The sequence below is a fragment of the Vreelandella halophila genome, assembly GCF_009856365.1.
GTDB lineage: Bacteria > Pseudomonadota > Gammaproteobacteria > Pseudomonadales > Oleiphilaceae > Halospina > Halospina utahensis_B.
The window spans coordinates 261,737-278,622 of record NZ_WMEX01000005.1; the positions used below are offsets into that span (position 1 = coordinate 261,737).

Genomic DNA, 16,886 nt, shown 5'->3' on the forward strand with positions numbered 1-16,886 from the left:
AGGATGCGGGCCAGGTTCATGGTGTGCGGTGGTGTGGCTCCAGCCCGCGTCATTCGGGCGTTTTCGAGGGGGTGGGTGGAGAGCCGCTCAGTGCCCGGGGTGGTCGCTGTGTGAAATCCCCTGCTGGCTGTGTGATTTCACACAGTGATTGATATTCCTTAAGTCCACGATCGCGGGAGCTGTGTAGGATGGGGTGGACGGATTGGCTGACAGCATTCCTTCTGGGACTGGTCAGCAGTACGCACTGTATTGGCATGTGCGGCGGCATCGTGGGCGCGCTCACCTACAGCCTGGCGCCCGGCATCCGGGCCCGGCGGTGGCTGTTTCTTGTGTTCAGCCTGCATTACCACCTGGGGCGGATCAGCAGCTACATGCTGGCCGGCGCCCTGGTGGCGGGAGGTGCCGGTGTGTTCCAGAGCCTGGCCGGTGGTGGCAGCGCGCTGGTCATGCGCACCGTGGGGGCCGTGTTCCTGGTGGCGCTGGGGCTCCATATTGGTGGCTGGTTCTCGCGCTTCGCCTGGATCGAGTCCATGGGGCGACCGCTGTGGCGCTGGCTGGAGCCCCTGGGGCGCAGGCTTCTGCCGGTGCGCTCGCTGCCCCAGGCGTTCGGTTTCGGGGTGGTCTGGGGCTGGCTGCCCTGTGGGCTGGTCTATTCGGCGCTGGTCTACAGTCTGAGTACCGGTTCCGCCTGGCAGGGCGCAGGGGTCATGCTGTTCTTCGGCCTGGGAACGGTGCCCACGCTGCTGCTGGTGGGTATCATGGCCGACCGGACGCGGCGGGTCATGGCCAGTCCGCTGTTCCGTCAGGTGGCGGGTATTGCGATCATTGCGCTGGCCCTGGTGCCGCTTGCTCTGGCACCCGGGCAGTAACCGCGGTATGGGAGTGGATTTGGATGGGTGAACGCAGGAGCCGTGATCATGTTCAGCAGTGATGCTTTTACCCTGCTTGGTGGTGAGTCGCCGGCTCTGCAGGCCGTGCTGCGCTCGGCGGCGCTGGTTGCGGCCACGGATGCAACGGCGCTGGTGACCGGTGAGAGTGGCACTGGCAAGGAGCTGCTCGCGCGCGGTATGCACCAGGCCAGCAGGCGGCATGCGGGGCCCTGGATTCCTGTCAACTGTGCCGCTCTGCCTTCCGAGCTGGTTGAGGCGGAGCTTTTCGGTTACTGGAAGGGCGCTTTCACCGGTGCGGACCGCAATGCGCCGGGTTATGTCCATCAGGCCCAGAACGGCACGCTGTTTCTCGATGAGATCGCCGAACTCACGTTGGCGGGGCAGGCCAAGCTGCTGCGCTTCCTGGAGCAGGGCGAGTGCCAGCGCCTAGGCTCCGGCAGAGCTGAGACGCTCGATGTACGGATTATTGCGGCGACCCATCAGGACCTTTCCGCCCTGGCGGCCCAGGGACGGTTCCGTTCGGACCTTTTCTATCGGCTCAATGTGATTCCGCTGACGCTGCCCCCTCTCAGGGAACGCGACGGGGATGTCCGGATACTGCTTGAGCGTTTCCGCCTGGAGCTCGCGAAGACGCATGGCGTCAGCCCGCCGACGTTTGCTCAGAGTGCCCTCACCCGACTTGCCCGGCACGCCTGGCCGGGCAATGTACGGGAGCTGAGGAATCTGGTTGAGCGCTGTGTGGTTCTGATGCCGGGGCGTGTGCTGGGGGCTGAGGATCTTCCGGATGAGTGGCTGGCTGATAGCTGTGTGCCGGAGCAGCACCTGGGCGTGTATCTGCCGCCCGAGGGCGTTAGACTTGAGGACGTGGAAGCGGATCTCATCCGGCAGGCGCTCAGCCGCTCCGGTGGTAACCGGACCAGAGCTGCGGCGCTGGTTGGCGTAACCCGTGACACCTTTCTCTACCGGCTGAGGAAGCATGGTCTGATCCGCAGCCCGGATTGAGAGAGGTCAATGTGTTTGCCGGCTGAGCCCTGTACGGTGTAAAAGAGTGACAGCTGTATTTGCACGATGACAACGAAGGAGTTCCCATGAAGACAATGATCAAACCGCTCGCGGCCCTCGGTGCTGTTCTGGCTCTGGGGGCGGCCAGTACCGGCATGGCCCAGGAGCGTTCCGGCGAACAGATCTACAACAACTATTGCAGTACCTGCCACCAGATCGGTGCGGCGGGCGCGCCCAAGCTGGACGCCACCGACGAATGGCAGAGCCGTGTTGATGCCCGTGGCCGGGAAGGTCTCTATGAGAATTCCATCAACGGTTTCAAGGGTATGCCGCCCAAGGGGACCTGCGGTGACTGCTCCGAGGCCGAGATGAAGGTCGCGGTTGACTATATGCTCGACGAAGCCCTCAAATGAGGGCATTGCGGGTATCACGCGTGGACGTGGTGCCCGTATCCTTCTTACACTGTGAGGCTGTCTGACGAGAGAGAGCCTCACAATGCCCGACCGTTATATCCGCCAGATCCTGGACGCGCGCGTCTACGACGTTGCGATCGAATCGCCCGTAACCCATGCGCGCAACCTGACCCGCCGCTTTGGCAACAATATCTTCTTCAAGCGGGAGGATCTGCAGCCGGTCTTCTCCTTCAAGCTGCGTGGGGCCTACAACAAGATCAGCCAGCTCTCGGATGCCCAGAAGGCATGCGGTGTGATCGCTGCTTCCGCGGGCAACCATGCTCAGGGTGTGGCGCTGGCGGCCACCCAGCTGGGGATCCATGCAACCATCGTCATGCCGCGGACCACGCCGGAGATCAAGGTGAACTCCGTGCGCAATCATGGGGCTGAAGTGGTGCTGATCGGCGACGCCTTCGATGAGGCCGCTGCCTACGCCCAGGAACAGATCGAGAAGCATGGTTATACCTACATTCACCCCTATGACGACCCGGCTACCATCGCCGGCCAGGGCACGGTGGCCATGGAGCTGCTCTGGCAGTTCACCAAGCCGATCCACGCGGTCTTCATTCCGGTCGGTGGCGGGGGGCTGATCGCTGGCATGGCAGCCTACATCAAGTACCTGCGCCCGGAGACACGGGTGATCGGAGTGGAGCCCGAGGATTCCGCCTGCCTTTCCGAGGCCCTGAAGGCGGGTCGGCGCGTGACGCTGCCCCAGGTCGGGATCTTTGCCGATGGTGTGGCGGTGAAACAGATCGGCCGCCACACCTGGGATGTGTGCAAGGATCACGTGGACGAGGTGGTTACTGTCACGACCGACGAAATCTGTGCCGCGATCAAGGACGTGTTTGAGGACACCCGCTCCATACAGGAGCCGGCAGGGGCGCTCTCGGTGGCGGGACTCAAGAAATACGTCCAGCGCCAGGGGCTGGAGGATGAGAACCTGATCGGTGTTCTCAGTGGCGCCAATATGAACTTTGACCGGCTGCGCTATGTTTCGGAGCGTACTGAGGTGGGCGAGCAGCGGGAGGCCATCCTGGCGGTGACCATTCCGGAGGAGCCGGGCAGCTTCAGCAGGTTCATCCAGGCCCTGCGCAAGCGCAATATCACCGAGTTCAACTACCGCTACTCCTCGGCGGACGAAGCCCATATCTTCGTGGGGGTACAGATCCAGTCGGGCGGTCTGGGTCGCAACGAGGTGGTGACCGAGCTCGGGGATCTGGGCTATCCGGTGCTGGACCTGACGGACAACGACCTGGCGAAGCAGCACATCCGGCACATGGTCGGCGGGCACGCGCCCTCGGTCACCAATGAAAAAGTCTTCCAGTTCACTTTCCCCGAGCGTCCGGGGGCACTGATCACCTTCCTGATGTCACTGGGCAGCCGCTGGAACATCTCGATGTTCCATTACCGCAATCACGGGGCCGCCTACAGCCGGATCCTGATGGGGGCGCAGGTTGAGGATGAGGAACTGGGTGACTTCCGGGCCATGCTGGATGAAATCGGGTTTGAATATGAGGAGATCGGCGATGATCCAGCCTATCGTCTGTTTCTCGGGCAGTAGATTGCACAATCTTACAAAGTCATAATAATGTGGAAACCTTTATGAATTGTAAAAAAGGGTTTTACTGCTAGACTCTGTGCCACTGTCCGAAGAAACAGGCCTAGATTCCTGTTTCGCGGGTATTGTTGATAATCCAATAAGAAAAAAGAACAGCTGGCAGGAGACAACCGACGATGAACCGCCGACCCGACGTTATCCGCGTTCTGGTAGTGGTGTTTGCTACTGGGCTCTTGGTCAGTGGCCTGACCTCGCTCGCCGTATCCGATGAACCCAGACTGACCTCCGGCGCCATCCAGGAGGCAACGCTGACCGATCAGGGTTCCACAGGGCGCGCCATCAACTGAATTAAGCGCCCCGGTCGCCCACCGGGTAGTATCCCTGATCCGTCACAATGGCATCCATGGGGATATCCCAGCTGGCGGTCGGCATTGCATCGACCCGCTGGCCCTCGTGAGCCAGCCCGACCAGCTTCGGCCTGTGGCGGTTGGGCTGGCTCAGGAACGCAAAGGTCCGGTCATAGAAGCCGCCTCCCATCCCCAGCCTGTCCCCTTGCGCCGTAAAACCCACCAGTGGCATCAGAACCACATCCAGTGCCCATGCCGGTCTGGACGCAGCCCGGCTCAGACTGGGCTCGGGTATGCCGAAGCGATTGCGGCGCATGGGGGTATTACGGTCCAGGTGCAGGAACCAGAGGCGGTTGCCCAATATCGGGTGGAGAACCGGCAGGTAGCAGTGTTTGTTCATGCGTTCCACCGCTGCCTGCAGTGGGCGCGGGTCAATCTCACCGTCATTGGGCCAGTAAAGGGCAATGCTGCGGGCATCCCGGAGTTCACGGCTGGCCAGCAGGTTGCGGCAGAGTTTGCGCGATGCGCGCTTCTGCTGCTGCGGGCTAAGCGCACGCCGTCGTGCGCGCAGTTCCCTGCGGAGCTGTTTTCGGGTTGCTTGATGGCGCGTCATGACATTCTTGGCAAGGCAGGTAATGAAACCCTCCGGGCTGCCGGACCGGATCGTGCCCTTGAACCCAGTAGTTCAAGGCGGGAGCCCCTTGATAGTGAATCAGGCTTTCCTCTGCTGTGGAGGACTTGCTCACATCACCAGGGAGCGGCTCCCTTTGGTCGTGCGCATCGGCTCGAGGACAACATCCAGTGAAGTCGTACAGCCCAGAGAGTTCGTGTGATTATAGGCTGACAGGCGGGGGGGAATGCAATGGCATTGTGCCGGTATTCAGGCGCCGGTGTCCGCCTGGGGCTGCTCCAGTGCCTCGCGCACCCGTTCGTCGAGTTCACGCAGTGTGCGCTCGGCGGATTCGGGCATGCTGCCACTGTTCTGCAGCAGTTCGTGGGTGATGTTGAGTGCGGCCATGACCGCGATCCGCTCGGTGCCGAAGACACGGCCACTGGCGCGGATCTCGCGCATCTTCTCATCCAGGTAGCGGGCGGAGCGTTCCAGCTCGCCACGGGCATCGCCGGGGCTGGCAACAAGGTATTCCTTGTCGAGGATGTTGACCGCGACTGTTTCCTTATCCGTGTGTTCCGCCATCAGTGATGCTCCAGTGAGCGCAGCCGTGAGATCATCGCCTCGATCCGGTGGCGTGCCATGTCATTCTTCTGCATGAGCTGGACGCGTTCCTGCTGCCAGTCCTCCTGGGCCTGGCGCAGCCGCGCGTTTTCGGCTTCCAGCTGGCGATTGCGCTCGATCAGCCGCTCGATGCGGGCGGCCAGTGCCTCGAGTTCCGCTTGGTCCATGGTACGCCTCTCCGGGGAATCGCCTCTGGAAAATCACTATAGTGGGCTCCCCGGGAGCGGTCAATTTGCGGTACGACAGGCAGCCGGGAAATGCTAGTGTAGGGCCCTGCAGACACCGAACCGGGAACCAGGAGCATCAGGCCCCCTATGAGCGGGATTGACGAGAACGATACACAGCGACTCCAGCAGATTGTCTACGATTTTGACCTGTGGTCCGACCTCCACGGACGCCATGGCGCCATCAATCATCCCAGTGAACTGCACGGCCTGCTGGCCGGTGAGCTGGCTGCCGGTGAGCGCCTTTCCAGCGAGCGCTGGGAGAACCTGGTGCTGGAGCATCTGGGATGCGACCGGCTGAAGGAAGAGGAGGAGGATGAGCAGGTATCCCCGCGCGCCCTCCTGCACGCGTTCTACGCGGCGACCCTGGCTTCCCTGCAGTCCGAGGACATGGACTTCCGGTTGCTGCTGCCGCCTGAGCAGGCCCCGCTCAATCAGCGTCTGGAGGCGCTTTCCAACTGGGTCCGGGGGTTCCTCGAAGGCATGGCCCGGGCTGCTGGCGACGGGCTCAGCCGGGCGCCGGACGATATCCGTGAGCTGATCCGGGATTTCGTGGCCATCAGCCAGGTGGAAAACGAAGCGGACGACTCGGAAGAAGACGGTGACCGCGACATTGAGGAGGTCTCCGAGTACATCCGGGTGGGTGTTCTCAATGTCTTCGCCGAGTTCAACCATCCCCAGCCGGACCAACAGACACTGCACTGACCGGGAGTGCCAATGACCGCCGCAAGCAAGCAGACCCAGACCGCAATTGACCGTGACGAGCATGCCAGCCGCCGGCGCCGCCTGATGGAGCAGATGGCGCCGGAAAGTATCGCCATTGTCTCCGCGGCCCCGGAACGGACCCGCAGCCGGGATACCGAATACCCTTATCGTCAGGACAGCGACTTCCTCTACCTCACCGGCTTCCAGGAACCGCACGCGGTGCTGGTGCTGGTTCCCGGCCGGGAACACGGTGAGACGGTCCTGTTCTGCCGGGAGCGCGACCCCGACCGGGAGCTCTGGGATGGATTCATGGTGGGTCCGGATGGCGCGGTGGCTGATTATGGCGTGGATGACGCCTTTCCCGTCAGCGACATCGACGACATCCTGCCGGGGCTGATCGAGGGGCGCTCACGGGTCTATTACTCCATCGGCCGGGATTCGGCCTTCGACAGCCGGGTCATGGAATGGGTCAACAGCATCCGTGCGCGGGTACGCAGCGGGGCCAAGCCACCGGGTGAGTTCGTGGCCCTGGAGCACACTCTGCACGACATGCGCCTCTATAAGAGTGCGGCGGAACTTCGGGTCATGGAGCAGGCCGGGCGGATCAGCGCCGATGCGCACTGCCAGGCCATGCGCCGCGCCCGTCCTGGACTGCGCGAATACCAGCTGGAGGCGGAGCTGCTCTACCGCTTCCTGGATCAGGGTGCCAGTGCGCCCGCCTATCCGACCATTGTCGCGAGCGGCTCCCATGGCTGCGTTCTCCACTATACCGAGAACCAGGGCATGCTGGCGGACGGCGATCTGGTGCTGATCGACGCCGGCTGCGAGTACAACGGCTACGCCGCGGACATCACCCGTACCTTCCCGGCCAATGGTCGTTTCACGGCGGAGCAGAAAGCGGTTTACGAGATCGTGCTGGCGGCGCAGAAGGCGGCGATTGAGAAGGTTACGCCCGAGAATCACTGGAACCAGCCCCATGAGGCAGCTGTCGAGGTCCTGAGCCAGGGGCTTCTGGATCTGGGCATACTCACCGGCAGTCTTGAGGAGGTTGTGGAGCAGGGCCATTACCGCGACTTCTTCATGCACCGGACCGGTCACTGGTTGGGTATGGATGTGCACGACGTTGGGGATTACCGCATTGGTGGCGCCTGGCGGGTGCTGGAGCCGGGAATGGTGATGACGATTGAGCCCGGGCTTTACATCCCGCCGGGTAAGACGGGCGTGGAGGCGCGCTGGCAGGGCATTGCCGTGCGCATCGAGGACGACGTGGTCGTAACCCGCTCCGGTTACCGCAATCTGACACCGGATGTGCCCAAGGAGATAGCGGACATTGAGGCGCTGATGGCCGATGAGTGATCCGGGTTCCTCGATTCGCCACTGTGATGTGCTCATTGTTGGCGGCGGCATGGCGGGTGCCTCCCTGGCGCTTGGCCTGGCCCGGCAGGCGCCGTCGCTGGACGTTGCCGTGGTGGAATCCTCCCCGCTGGATCCATCAGTGGACCCGCAGACGCAGTTCCAGCCCAGCTATGATGCCCGCGCCACGGCGCTGGCCTACGGCTCCCGTCTGATCTACGAGGATCTCGGTGTCTGGCCCGAGCTTGCCCGCGCCGCCACGCCTATTGAGCACATCCATGTCTCCAGTCGGGGCCGCCCCGGAACCACCCGCATGCATGCGTCGGAGCACGGCACGGAGGCGCTGGGGTATGTGGTGGATAACGCCTGGCTGGGTCTCAATCTGGTCTCTGCCCTTCAGGAAACCGCCACCCACTGGCTCTGCCCGGCGCGGGTGGTCACGGCGGAGACCGGCAGTGAGGGTGCGCAGGTTCTGGTGGAACAGAACGGTGAGCAGCTGTGGTGGCAGACGCGTCTCCTGGTGGTGGCTGATGGGGGCCGCTCCGGCCTGCGCGAACAGCTGGGGTTCAGTGCCCGCCGGCAGGACTATGGCCAGCACGCCCTGGTCGCCACCGTCACCATGGGTGAGCCGCACCGGAACCAGGCCTATGAGCGCTTTGCCGACGGCGCAGCCGTGGCGTTGCTGCCCCACAGGGGCAGCCATGACTACGCGCTGGTCTGGACCATGGACAGTACCGAGATTGAGCGCCGCATGGCCCTGGGCACCGATGCCTTCCTGGCAGAGCTCCAGCAGCGTTTCGGCTGGCGGCAGGGCCGGTTTGAGCACGTGGGGCAGCGCCACAGTTACCCGCTGGCGCTGGAGCAGGTCGCCAGCCCGGTACGCCCCGGGGTGGTACTGGTGGGCAATGCGGCCCATTCCCTGCATCCGGTGGCTGGACAGGGTTTCAACCTGGCCCTGCGCGGGCTGATGCGGCTCAGCAGCCGCCTGGCTGGGGCTGCCGATGAACCGGCCTCCCTGGGCCAGCCGGAAACGCTGGCCTCCTATGTAGCGACCCATCAGCAGGATGTGGACGCCATTGTCGGTTTCTCCGACAGCCTGGTGCGGGTGTTCTCGGAAAAGGGCGGTTTCCCCGGCCGGCTCCGGGACCTGGGGCTGGCGGCTCTGGACGCAGCGCCTGGTCCGCGGCACTGGCTGGCGCAGCGCAACATGGGACTGAACACAAGACGGAGCTCCCTCGGCCATGACTGATACCCCGCTTACGGAACGCACCACCGTTGCCATTGTGGGTGGCGGCCTTGTTGGCGGCGCACTGGCGCTGCTGCTGGCCCGCCAGGGGCTGGAGGTCACCGTAGTGGAGCCCCAGTCCCGGGAGACCCAGCTGCATGAGCTGGAGCCGGCTACCACTGTCCACGGGTTCGAGCCAAGGGTCAGTGCCCTGACCGAGGGCACGCGGCAGCTGCTCGAGGACCTTGGTATCTGGTCGGAGATTGAAGCCCGGCGCTGTTGCCCGTATCGCGAAATGCGTGTCTGGGATGCAGAGGGTACCGGCAGCATCCACTTCGACGCTGCTGAACTCCAGCTTTCCCGGCTGGGGAGCATTGTGGAGAACCGGGTAGTGCTGGGCGCGCTGGCCCGGGCCATGGTGGCGGAACCCAACCTGACCTGGCTGGACGGGGAATACGTCCGTCACTGGCGCCCGACAGGCGCGGGCTCGGCGGTGATGCTCAGCGATGGCCGCTGGCTCGAGGCGCGGCTGGTGGTCGGTGCGGATGGTGCCAATTCCCGCATACGCCATTGGGCCGGTCTGGCTACCCGCGAGTGGGATTACGACCAGCAGGCGATCGTGTGTACCGCGCGTACGGAATACGGCCACCAGCGCACCGCCTGGCAGCGGTTCATGACCACGGGCCCGGTGGCCTACCTGCCTCTGGCCAACGAGGAGAGCAGTGACCGGTTCGTTTCCATCGTCTGGTCCCAGGATGTGGGAGAATCGGCGCGGTTGATGAACCTGGACGAAGGCGCCTTCGCCGGTGAGCTGGGCGCGGCACTGGAGTGGACCCTCGGGGCGGTGGAGGCGGTGTCCACACGCCATGCCCTGCCGTTGCGCCAGCGTCATGCCCGGGAGTACACGCGTCCGGGGGTGGTTCTGGTCGGGGATGCCGCACACACCATCCATCCGCTGGCTGGGCAGGGAGTCAACCTCGGATTTGCGGACGCGGCTGTCCTGGCGGACGAGATCCGGCTGGCCATGGAGCGTGGTCTGGAGCCTTCGCACTCCAGCGCCCTGCAGCGTTACCAGCGCCGGCGCAAGGTGGAGAATCTGTCGCTCATGGCTGCCATGGAGGGCTTCAAGCAGCTCTTCGCCCGGGATGAGCTGCCCCTGCGCTGGCTGCGAAACACTGGCATGCGCTGGCTGGACAGCCAGACTGGCATCAAGAACCGGATTGCGGCCGAGGCCATGGGCAGCCGTCATCCACTGCCGCGGTTCTCGCCGCCCCTGCCGGCTGAAGCGGAGTGATCAGGGGGTGGTGCTGAAGCTCCGGAACTGCTCCATCACACTGTCCGCCAGGTGATCCTTGTCGAGTACACCCACCACTTCCTCGGCCAGGCCGGTTTCCGCCGCGCCGGCGTAGACCAGTGCATAGTCCACTCCCTGCTGGGTCAGCTGCTGCACCACCTGGCTGAGCAGATCCCTGGCCCCTACCTGAACGAACCGCCGGTGGCCCAGCCTCGCCAGCGGCCAGTCTTCATGGTGTTCATGTTCGGCTGCGAGCAGGCCTTCAAATGAGAGAATTCCGCTGACCTCATCATACTCGTCGGTCAGCAACAGGTACTGGACTTCGGCCTCACGCCCCAGAAGTTCGAAGGCATTGCTGACGGTGGTGGCCTCGGGAAGAGTGGCAATCCCCTCTTCGGTGAACTCCTCCGCGCGACGCATGAGGAAAAGGTTGCGGTGGCGTTCACTTGAAAAATGTTTGCCGCGGCGTGTCAGCTTGATGCTGTAGATCGTTTCATCAATCAGCGCACGGCGGATGCCGATCGCGACGGCAACAGCAATGATGAGCGGGATGATGATCGTGTAGGCGCGTGTCATCTCGAACACCATCACAATGGCTGTCAGTGCCGCCCCCGTAACACCACCGACAACACTGGCCATGCCAACCACGGCATAGTTCATGGGATTGATGTTCGCGGTTGGCCAGATCAGGGAGAGTGCGATGCCAAACGCAGCCCCCAGTGTCGCACCCAGGAAAAGTGCTGGTGAAAAGATACCACCGGATGATCCCGAGCCCAGGCTGAGGGTCGTCGCCAGCAGTTTGGCCCCGAACAGCAGCACAAGCAGCTGAAACGCCAGCAGGTTCCCGTGGAGTATTTCGCTGATGGTGGCGTAATTGGCACCGGCGATATGGTAATGGCCATAGGTGTACTGGAAGCCGAAAAGCATGAGGCCGACAAAAAGCATGCCAGTGGCGTGGCGAAGGTACTGGTTGCTGGTCAATCGTTCAAAGGTGACTTCCGTGAACGACAGGAGGCGAATGAAGAGCCAGGCCGTAACACCGCAGGCGACACCCAGAACACTCATGGCTGCAATGTTGTAGAAGTCCAGAGCGCCCGCGCTGACGGCTTCTGGTGCGGGGATTACGAATGCCGGCGTCATCCCCAGTGTGGTGCGCCCGATGTAGCTGGCGGTGGCGGTCGACAGCACCACGGGCATGAAGGTCCGGACGCTGAGCTCGGGCAGCATCAGCTCAACCGCGAACATGACACCGCCCAGTGGCGTATTGAAGGTGGCCGCAATCCCCCCTCCCGCGCCGGCAGCAATCAGGGTGATGCGTTGCCAGGTGCTGAGATGGACCAGGCGGGCAATGCTTGAGGCGAGTGACGCCCCGATCTGGATAATGGGCCCTTCCTTGCCCACTGACGCACCGCTTCCGATGGACAATGCGGAGGCCAGCGACTTGGCGGCGGCAACAACAGGGCGGATCAGCCCCTCCCGGAAGTAAACCGCATCAATGACTTCGGGAACGCCGCTGCCACGCGCTTCGGGTGCGAACGTACGGGTCAGCCAGACCACGCCCAGGCCGCCAATCACGGGAACCAGGATTACAAAAGGGCCCCAGATGCTGGGTTCCAGAAGGCTCTCCCCACCCAGAGTCAGGCTCAGGCGCCCATAGAAGAACAGATTGTGGAAAAAGCTGATGAGGTAATAGAAGAGAACCGCGCCCAGGCCCGTGACAATGCCCACGATAACGGCGATCAGGGAAAAAACGAGCGCGGGTGCCTCGCGCTCGTCATTCGGTTCCCGGTTCAGGGACGTATCAGTACTCATGGGCAGGTCGTGACCCCTGGATGTTAATGCATGAGGTAGGCGTCTTCCTTGGACGCCAGGGAGATCTCGCGCGGGGTAATAACGCCCAGGACATCCGTGGCCCGTTGACTGTTTTCATCATGCATGACGAGAACCACCTCGCAGTTGCTGGCATGCATGGAGCGCATCAGCTTTGACCAGCTGGTTTCGGACGTGACCCTGAGGAAGTTGCGATCAATGGTCCAGTCAGTGTTTTCCGGAGCGCTCAGAAGATGCAGGTTCTCATGGACCACACCATCAATGGTGTCGTCATCCACCGCTATGGCGTAACGGGGGGCCCTTTCCGGGGTGTGGGTCGCCTCCCACTGTCTCAGAAGCTGGACATCAATCAGGTCGAATTCGGTATTCATCAGTGTCCCCGCGCTGTGGAGATGGGACGTTGCCGCCTGAAGGCCGTGGGGAACACTGTAGCCCCGTCGTACCAGCTTGAGGGTATAGATGCTCTCCTCAGTGATCGCCGACCGAACCGCGTAGGCAAAAGACACCGTTGCGATAATCGGCAGCATGGCGGCGTAGTCACCGGTCAGCTCGAAGACCATGATGACGGCGGTCAGCACCGCACCGGTGGTTCCCGCGATCATGCCGCCCATGCCCGCAATCGCGAGTACCACTGGATCGACGCCGCTGGCCGGAAAGACCATCAGGACCAGGTTGCCAAACAGGGCTCCGAAGATGGCGCCGAGAAACAGCGAAGGAGCAAAAACGCCGCCGGAGGCGCCGGAGCCCAGCGTCAGCGCTGTTGCCAGCCATTTACCCAGGAAAAGCAGGGCCAGGAACAGTGGATCGGAGAGGATACTGCGCAGAACATCCAGAATAGTGGGGTAGCCAACCCCCCCAATGTGGTATTGGCCGGTATAGACGATGAATCCGTACAGCATGACGCCGACGACAGCCATCCCACTGACATGGCGCACATAGGAGTTGGTGAAGCGGCGTTCGAACCAGTCTTCGAACGAATAGATGGAGCGGATGAAACCGGATGAAATGACGCCGATCAGCGCCCCCAGCGGAATACAGGCCAACAGTGAGTAGAAGCCCACCAGATGGTTCTCAAAGACCACCAGCTCGGGGACATCGAACGAGGGGTGGAGGCCGCTGTAGAAACGCCCGATATAGGTCGCCGTTACCGTGGCAATTGCCACCACGGTGACTGTGCGGGCACTGATCGAGACCAGCATCAGCTCCATGGCAAAGGCGAGCCCGCCAATCGGGGCATTGAAGGTTGCGGCCACCGCGGCTGCGGCACCTGCGCCCACGAGCACCACCCTCTGGCGTGCCGGCATGGTGATGAGCTGTCCCAGACTGGAACCGAAGGCTGAGCCGATCTGGACAATAGGGCCTTCACGCCCGACAGACCCGCCACTGCCAATGGAAACTGCGGAAGTCAGCGCCTTGGCGATCACCACGGAGGGCCGGATCCGGCCCTGGCTGAAGTAGATGGCGTTCATCACTTCCGGGACCCCGTGGCCGCGGGTTTCCGGAGCAAACCGTTCGGTTATCCAGTTAACGATGATGGCACCGACAACAGGCACCAGGATGACCCCTGCACCCCAGACGCTCGGGGCGATATGGATATCCGGCTGGAAGGCCAGACTCAGCTCGCCATAGAAAAAGAGGTTGCGGAAAAAACCAATGATGGCTTTGAAGGCAATCGCACTGAAACCACCAAAGATACCCACCCCCACTGCCAGGATCAGCATGATGCTGGCGTTGAGAGGCTGGTTCGGGCTTGCTCCCTCGACCGGAGCTGTGGCTGACCCTTCAGTCTGGTTGTTGGTGGTTTGGCTCATAGAGACCATGCGGAGGTAAAGCGATCACTATTCTTATACAAAGCGTGAAGCCGCTGCAAGGAATCCTGCTTTTCTGTTCTGAGCAGCTTACCCATTGGGGATATCGAATAAACGCCCGAGAGCTGCAGGAACAAAGGTTTCCGTGCGCAGTATTCGTGGTCCCAGATGCACCGGTTCAAAACCCTGATCGCGGATCAGTTCCACTTCATAGGGAATGAAGCCGCCCTCCGGGCCGATGCAAAGGCTTACAGGTTCGTCCAGGCCCTGCGGGCAGGCACCGGCGCTGCCGGGATGGGCGATCAGACGGTGGCTCCCGGTTGTGATGGCAGCGAGCTCATCTTCTACAAAGGGCTTGAAGCGGTTGCGCTGCAGGATTGTCGGCCACCCGGTATCCCGCCCCTGTTCCAGCCCCAGGGTGATCTGTTCAGCAAGGGATTCCGGTTGCAGCCAGGGGGTCTGCCAGTAGCTTTTCTCCACCCGGTAGCTGTTGACCAGCACGAGGTGCTTGACGCCCATGGAAACGACGGACTGGATGATCCGGCGCAGCATCTTGGGGCGTGGCAGCGCGAGTACCAGGGTCAGTGGCAGGGGCGCAGGTGGCGCCTCATCCAGTTCTATGGCCAGCGTGGCCTCGTGCGCATCCAGGTGTTCGATCCGCCCCGTCCCCATGGTGCTGTCACGCAGTCCCACTCTCAGTGAGTCGCCCGTATTGGCCCCATGTATTTGATGGAGGTGCTGCAGCTGGCGACCGGTTACACGGGCCCGCTCCGGCGTCACCAACTGTTCCGGGTGAAGCAGGAGCAGGTTCATGCCGCGTCCGCATCATCCGGTGGGCGGCGGCGCTCGACCATGCGACCGAAGATGAGTCCGATCTCGAACAGCAGCCACATGGGTCCGGCCAGAAGCGTCTGGGAGATCATGTCCGGTGGCGTCATCAGCATACCCACCACAAAGCAGCCCACCACCACGTAGGGGCGCTTCTCGCGCAGGGACTGGGTATCCGTGGCACCACTGAGAATCATCAGCATGATGGCGATCGGGATCTCGAAGGCGATGCCGAAGGCGAACAGCAGCTTGAGCACAAAGCTCAGGTAGCTGCTCATGTCCGTCATGACCGTAACCTCAGCCGGCCCCACGGAGGTGAAGAAAGCGAATACCAGTGGAAAGACCACGTAGTACGCGAACACTGCCCCCAGGTAGAACAGCAGGATGGAGGAGGCCAGCAGCGGAAAGGCGATGCGTTTTTCGTGGCGGTACAGCCCCGGGGCCATGAAGCGCCAGATCTGATAGAGCACCACCGGCATGGCCAGGAAGGTGCCCAGCACCAGGGTCAGTTTCAGGGGCGCGAAGAAGGGGGCTGCCACGTCCGTGGCGATCATGCTGCTGCCCTCGGGCAGATAGGCCCGAAGTGGGCCGGAGAGCCAGGCATAGAGCTGGTTGGCGAAGGGGTAGAGCGCCAGGAAGATCACCAGGATGGCGAGAATGGCCTTGAGCAGCCGGTTGCGCAGCTCCACCAGGTGGGCCACCAGCGGCATGGTGTTCTCGTCGAGGGAGTCGTCCTGCTGGCTCATGAGGGGTTCCGGGGGCCTCCCTGGTGGTCCTTGTCGGTGCCGTCACTGCTGTTGCTGCTGCGGGAGTCGGATTTCAGGTAGTCCTCATCCAGCTTCGCCTCGTCCAGAGCTTCACGCATGTTCTTCTGGATGTCCTCGTAGCCGATGTCACTCTTCTCCCGGCGCAGCTGTTCCCGGATCTCCTCGGCCTTGACCTGGCGGTCGAGTTCCTCGGAGAACTGGCGGGTCATGCGGCGGGCCTTGCCGATCCAGTGCCCGGCCGTGCGTGCCGCTGTGGGCAGCCGTTCCGGCCCCAGTACCAGGAGGGCAATGACGCCGCAGAGGAAGAGCTCCAGGAACCCGAGATCAAACATTCAGGGCGCCTCAGGAATGCTCGTGATCGCGGCGCTTCTCCGCTTCGGGCGTCTCCTCGCTGTTCTTCTGCTCCAGAGTGCGACCGCCCGGGGTGTCGTCCTCCTGCTCCTCATCCTTTGACTTCCCGCTGTCGCCATCGTTCATGGCCTGCTTGAAGTTGCGGATGGCGCTGCCGACGTCGCCGCCCATGTTGCGCAGTTTCTTGGTCCCGAACACCAGAATGACGATGCCGAAGACGATCAGAAGCTGCCAGATACTGATTCCACCCATGTTGAATTCCTCCCGTTCAGGATTCCGGCGTGCGCCGGGCTTTTTCTTCAAGGCCGGAGAGGCCGAAACGCCGTGCCAGTTCATCGAGCACTGCGTCCGGGCCTTCGCCCCGGTTGGAGAGCATGACTAGACTGTGGAACCACAGATCCGCCGTTTCGGCGATCAACTCCCGGTTGTCTCCGGAGTGTTCCGCGTCCTTGGCCGCGATCAGGGTTTCCGTGCATTCCTCCCCGACCTTCTCAAGAATCTTGTTGAGCCCCTTGTGATGGAGCTTCGCAACGTAGGAGTCGTCCGGGTCCGCATTCCGGCGCCGTTCTTCCAGTACCTCGGCCAGTTGGCTCAGTACCGTGTCCATCAGCTCTGCTCCGCTCCGTAAATGGCTTCAGGGTCCTTAAGGACCGCTCCGGATTCCTGCCAGGCACCGTTCTCCAGTCGGCGGTAGAAGCAGTGTCGCCGCCCGGTGTGGCAGGCAATGCCGCCGATCTGTTCCACCCGCAGCAGGATCACATCCGCATCACAGTCCAGCCGCATCTCGTGGACCTTCTGCACATGGCCGGAACTTTCGCCCTTGTGCCAGAGCCGGTCCCGTGACCGGGAATAATAGACGGCTTCGCCGGTTTCCGCTGTCTTTTCCAGCGCTTCGGCGTTCATCCAGGCCATCATCAGCACGTCGCCGCTGGCGGTATCCTGGGCGATGGCGGGAACGAGGCCGTCTTCGTTGAAGGCTACCTCGCCGATCCATCCGGGCTGGGAGTCTGCTGTCATC

General features: G+C 62.7%; 20 protein-coding genes and 1 other RNA gene. 9 read left to right on the forward strand and 12 right to left on the reverse strand.

The genetic code is table 11. The annotated features are described in order from the left end of the window. The first annotated feature begins 188 nt into the window (after positions 1–188). The 5 genes from GLW01_RS10880 (at position 189) to GLW01_RS15530 (ending at position 4,249) form a co-directional block, all read left to right on the forward strand. A complete protein-coding gene (locus GLW01_RS10880) occupies positions 189–869 on the forward strand; it encodes a sulfite exporter TauE/SafE family protein (protein ID WP_160899054.1) in 681 nt (226 codons plus the stop codon). 48 nt (positions 870–917) lie between these two features. After that, positions 918–1,892: a sigma-54 interaction domain-containing protein gene (locus GLW01_RS10885; protein WP_160899055.1), complete on the forward strand. Its 975-nt coding sequence runs from the start codon at positions 918–920 to the stop codon at positions 1,890–1,892. Positions 1,893–1,978: 86 nt separating this feature from the next. Next, the gene (locus GLW01_RS10890) at positions 1,979–2,305 is read left to right on the forward strand and encodes a c-type cytochrome (protein WP_160899056.1); all 327 of its coding nucleotides are present in this window, start codon (positions 1,979–1,981) and stop codon (positions 2,303–2,305) included. Between the two features lie 82 nt (positions 2,306–2,387). Next, positions 2,388–3,905: a threonine ammonia-lyase, biosynthetic gene (gene ilvA / locus GLW01_RS10895; protein ID WP_151439954.1), complete on the forward strand. Its 1,518-nt coding sequence runs from the start codon at positions 2,388–2,390 to the stop codon at positions 3,903–3,905. 173 nt (positions 3,906–4,078) lie between these two features. Next, positions 4,079–4,249, forward strand: a complete 171-nt coding sequence (locus tag GLW01_RS15530) for a hypothetical protein (RefSeq protein WP_192497284.1) — start codon at positions 4,079–4,081, stop codon at positions 4,247–4,249. A 1-nt stretch (position 4,250) separates the two neighbouring features. Here the strand turns inward: GLW01_RS15530 and GLW01_RS10900 are convergent, their stop codons facing one another. From GLW01_RS10900 to GLW01_RS10915, 4 genes are all read right to left on the reverse strand, one after another. Beyond that, positions 4,251–4,862 carry a 5-formyltetrahydrofolate cyclo-ligase gene (locus GLW01_RS10900; RefSeq protein ID WP_160899057.1) on the reverse strand — a complete coding sequence of 204 codons (612 nt, stop codon included), beginning with the start codon at positions 4,860–4,862 and terminating at the stop codon, positions 4,251–4,253. Between the two features lie 25 nt (positions 4,863–4,887). Continuing rightward, positions 4,888–5,075, reverse strand: a non-coding RNA gene (ssrS, locus tag GLW01_RS10905) — 6S RNA. 54 nt (positions 5,076–5,129) lie between these two features. After that, positions 5,130–5,444 carry a cell division protein ZapA gene (locus tag GLW01_RS10910; RefSeq protein ID WP_095615715.1) on the reverse strand — a complete coding sequence of 105 codons (315 nt, stop codon included), beginning with the start codon at positions 5,442–5,444 and terminating at the stop codon, positions 5,130–5,132. Beyond that, positions 5,444–5,650, reverse strand: coding sequence for a TIGR02449 family protein (locus GLW01_RS10915; protein ID WP_077529508.1), 207 nt, complete (start codon positions 5,648–5,650; stop codon positions 5,444–5,446). Before GLW01_RS10915 ends, GLW01_RS10910 begins: the two co-directional genes overlap by 1 nt. A 147-nt stretch (positions 5,651–5,797) precedes the next feature. Here GLW01_RS10915 and GLW01_RS10920 point away from each other — a divergent pair, with 147 nt between their 5' ends. From GLW01_RS10920 to GLW01_RS10935, 4 genes are read left to right on the forward strand one after another with little or no spacing between them, the layout of a single operon-like run. Next, the gene (locus tag GLW01_RS10920) at positions 5,798–6,412 is read left to right on the forward strand and encodes a UPF0149 family protein (RefSeq protein WP_160899058.1); all 615 of its coding nucleotides are present in this window, start codon (positions 5,798–5,800) and stop codon (positions 6,410–6,412) included. A 12-nt stretch (positions 6,413–6,424) separates the two neighbouring features. Further along, positions 6,425–7,768, forward strand: coding sequence for a Xaa-Pro aminopeptidase (gene pepP / locus GLW01_RS10925; protein WP_151439957.1), 1,344 nt, complete (start codon positions 6,425–6,427; stop codon positions 7,766–7,768). Continuing rightward, positions 7,761–9,014, forward strand: a complete 1,254-nt coding sequence (gene ubiH / locus GLW01_RS10930) for a 2-octaprenyl-6-methoxyphenyl hydroxylase (protein WP_160899059.1) — start codon at positions 7,761–7,763, stop codon at positions 9,012–9,014. The genes pepP and ubiH overlap by 8 nt, the downstream gene beginning before the upstream one ends. Next, complete coding sequence (locus tag GLW01_RS10935) at positions 9,007–10,284, forward strand: UbiH/UbiF/VisC/COQ6 family ubiquinone biosynthesis hydroxylase (RefSeq protein WP_160899060.1); 1,278 nt, start codon at positions 9,007–9,009, stop codon at positions 10,282–10,284. Before ubiH ends, GLW01_RS10935 begins: the two co-directional genes overlap by 8 nt. Here the strand turns inward: GLW01_RS10935 and GLW01_RS10940 are convergent, their stop codons facing one another. The 8 genes from GLW01_RS10940 to hisI all read right to left on the reverse strand — a co-directional run bounded on the left by GLW01_RS10940 (position 10,285) and on the right by hisI (position 16,885). Further along, the gene (locus tag GLW01_RS10940) at positions 10,285–12,096 is read right to left on the reverse strand and encodes a chloride channel protein (protein ID WP_160899061.1); all 1,812 of its coding nucleotides are present in this window, start codon (positions 12,094–12,096) and stop codon (positions 10,285–10,287) included. Between the two features lie 23 nt (positions 12,097–12,119). Then, positions 12,120–13,925: a chloride channel protein gene (locus GLW01_RS10945; protein WP_202405678.1), complete on the reverse strand. Its 1,806-nt coding sequence runs from the start codon at positions 13,923–13,925 to the stop codon at positions 12,120–12,122. Between the two features lie 87 nt (positions 13,926–14,012). Next, positions 14,013–14,735, reverse strand: a complete 723-nt coding sequence (locus tag GLW01_RS10950) for a 16S rRNA (uracil(1498)-N(3))-methyltransferase (RefSeq protein ID WP_160899062.1) — start codon at positions 14,733–14,735, stop codon at positions 14,013–14,015. Continuing rightward, positions 14,732–15,496 carry a twin-arginine translocase subunit TatC gene (gene tatC, locus GLW01_RS10955; RefSeq protein WP_151439963.1) on the reverse strand — a complete coding sequence of 255 codons (765 nt, stop codon included), beginning with the start codon at positions 15,494–15,496 and terminating at the stop codon, positions 14,732–14,734. The genes GLW01_RS10950 and tatC overlap by 4 nt, the downstream gene beginning before the upstream one ends. Further along, positions 15,493–15,849 (reverse strand): Sec-independent protein translocase protein TatB, encoded by a 357-nt coding sequence (tatB, locus tag GLW01_RS10960; protein WP_151439964.1) that lies wholly within the window; start codon positions 15,847–15,849, stop codon positions 15,493–15,495. The genes tatC and tatB overlap by 4 nt, the downstream gene beginning before the upstream one ends. Before the next feature lie 10 nt (positions 15,850–15,859). Continuing rightward, a complete protein-coding gene (gene tatA / locus GLW01_RS10965; protein WP_160899063.1) occupies positions 15,860–16,120 on the reverse strand; it encodes a Sec-independent protein translocase subunit TatA in 261 nt (86 codons plus the stop codon). 16 nt (positions 16,121–16,136) lie between these two features. Then, positions 16,137–16,475 carry a phosphoribosyl-ATP diphosphatase gene (locus tag GLW01_RS10970; RefSeq protein ID WP_160899064.1) on the reverse strand — a complete coding sequence of 113 codons (339 nt, stop codon included), beginning with the start codon at positions 16,473–16,475 and terminating at the stop codon, positions 16,137–16,139. Then, complete coding sequence (gene hisI, locus GLW01_RS10975) at positions 16,475–16,885, reverse strand: phosphoribosyl-AMP cyclohydrolase (RefSeq protein WP_151439967.1); 411 nt, start codon at positions 16,883–16,885, stop codon at positions 16,475–16,477. The genes GLW01_RS10970 and hisI overlap by 1 nt, the downstream gene beginning before the upstream one ends. Between the last annotated feature and the right edge of the window lies 1 nt (position 16,886).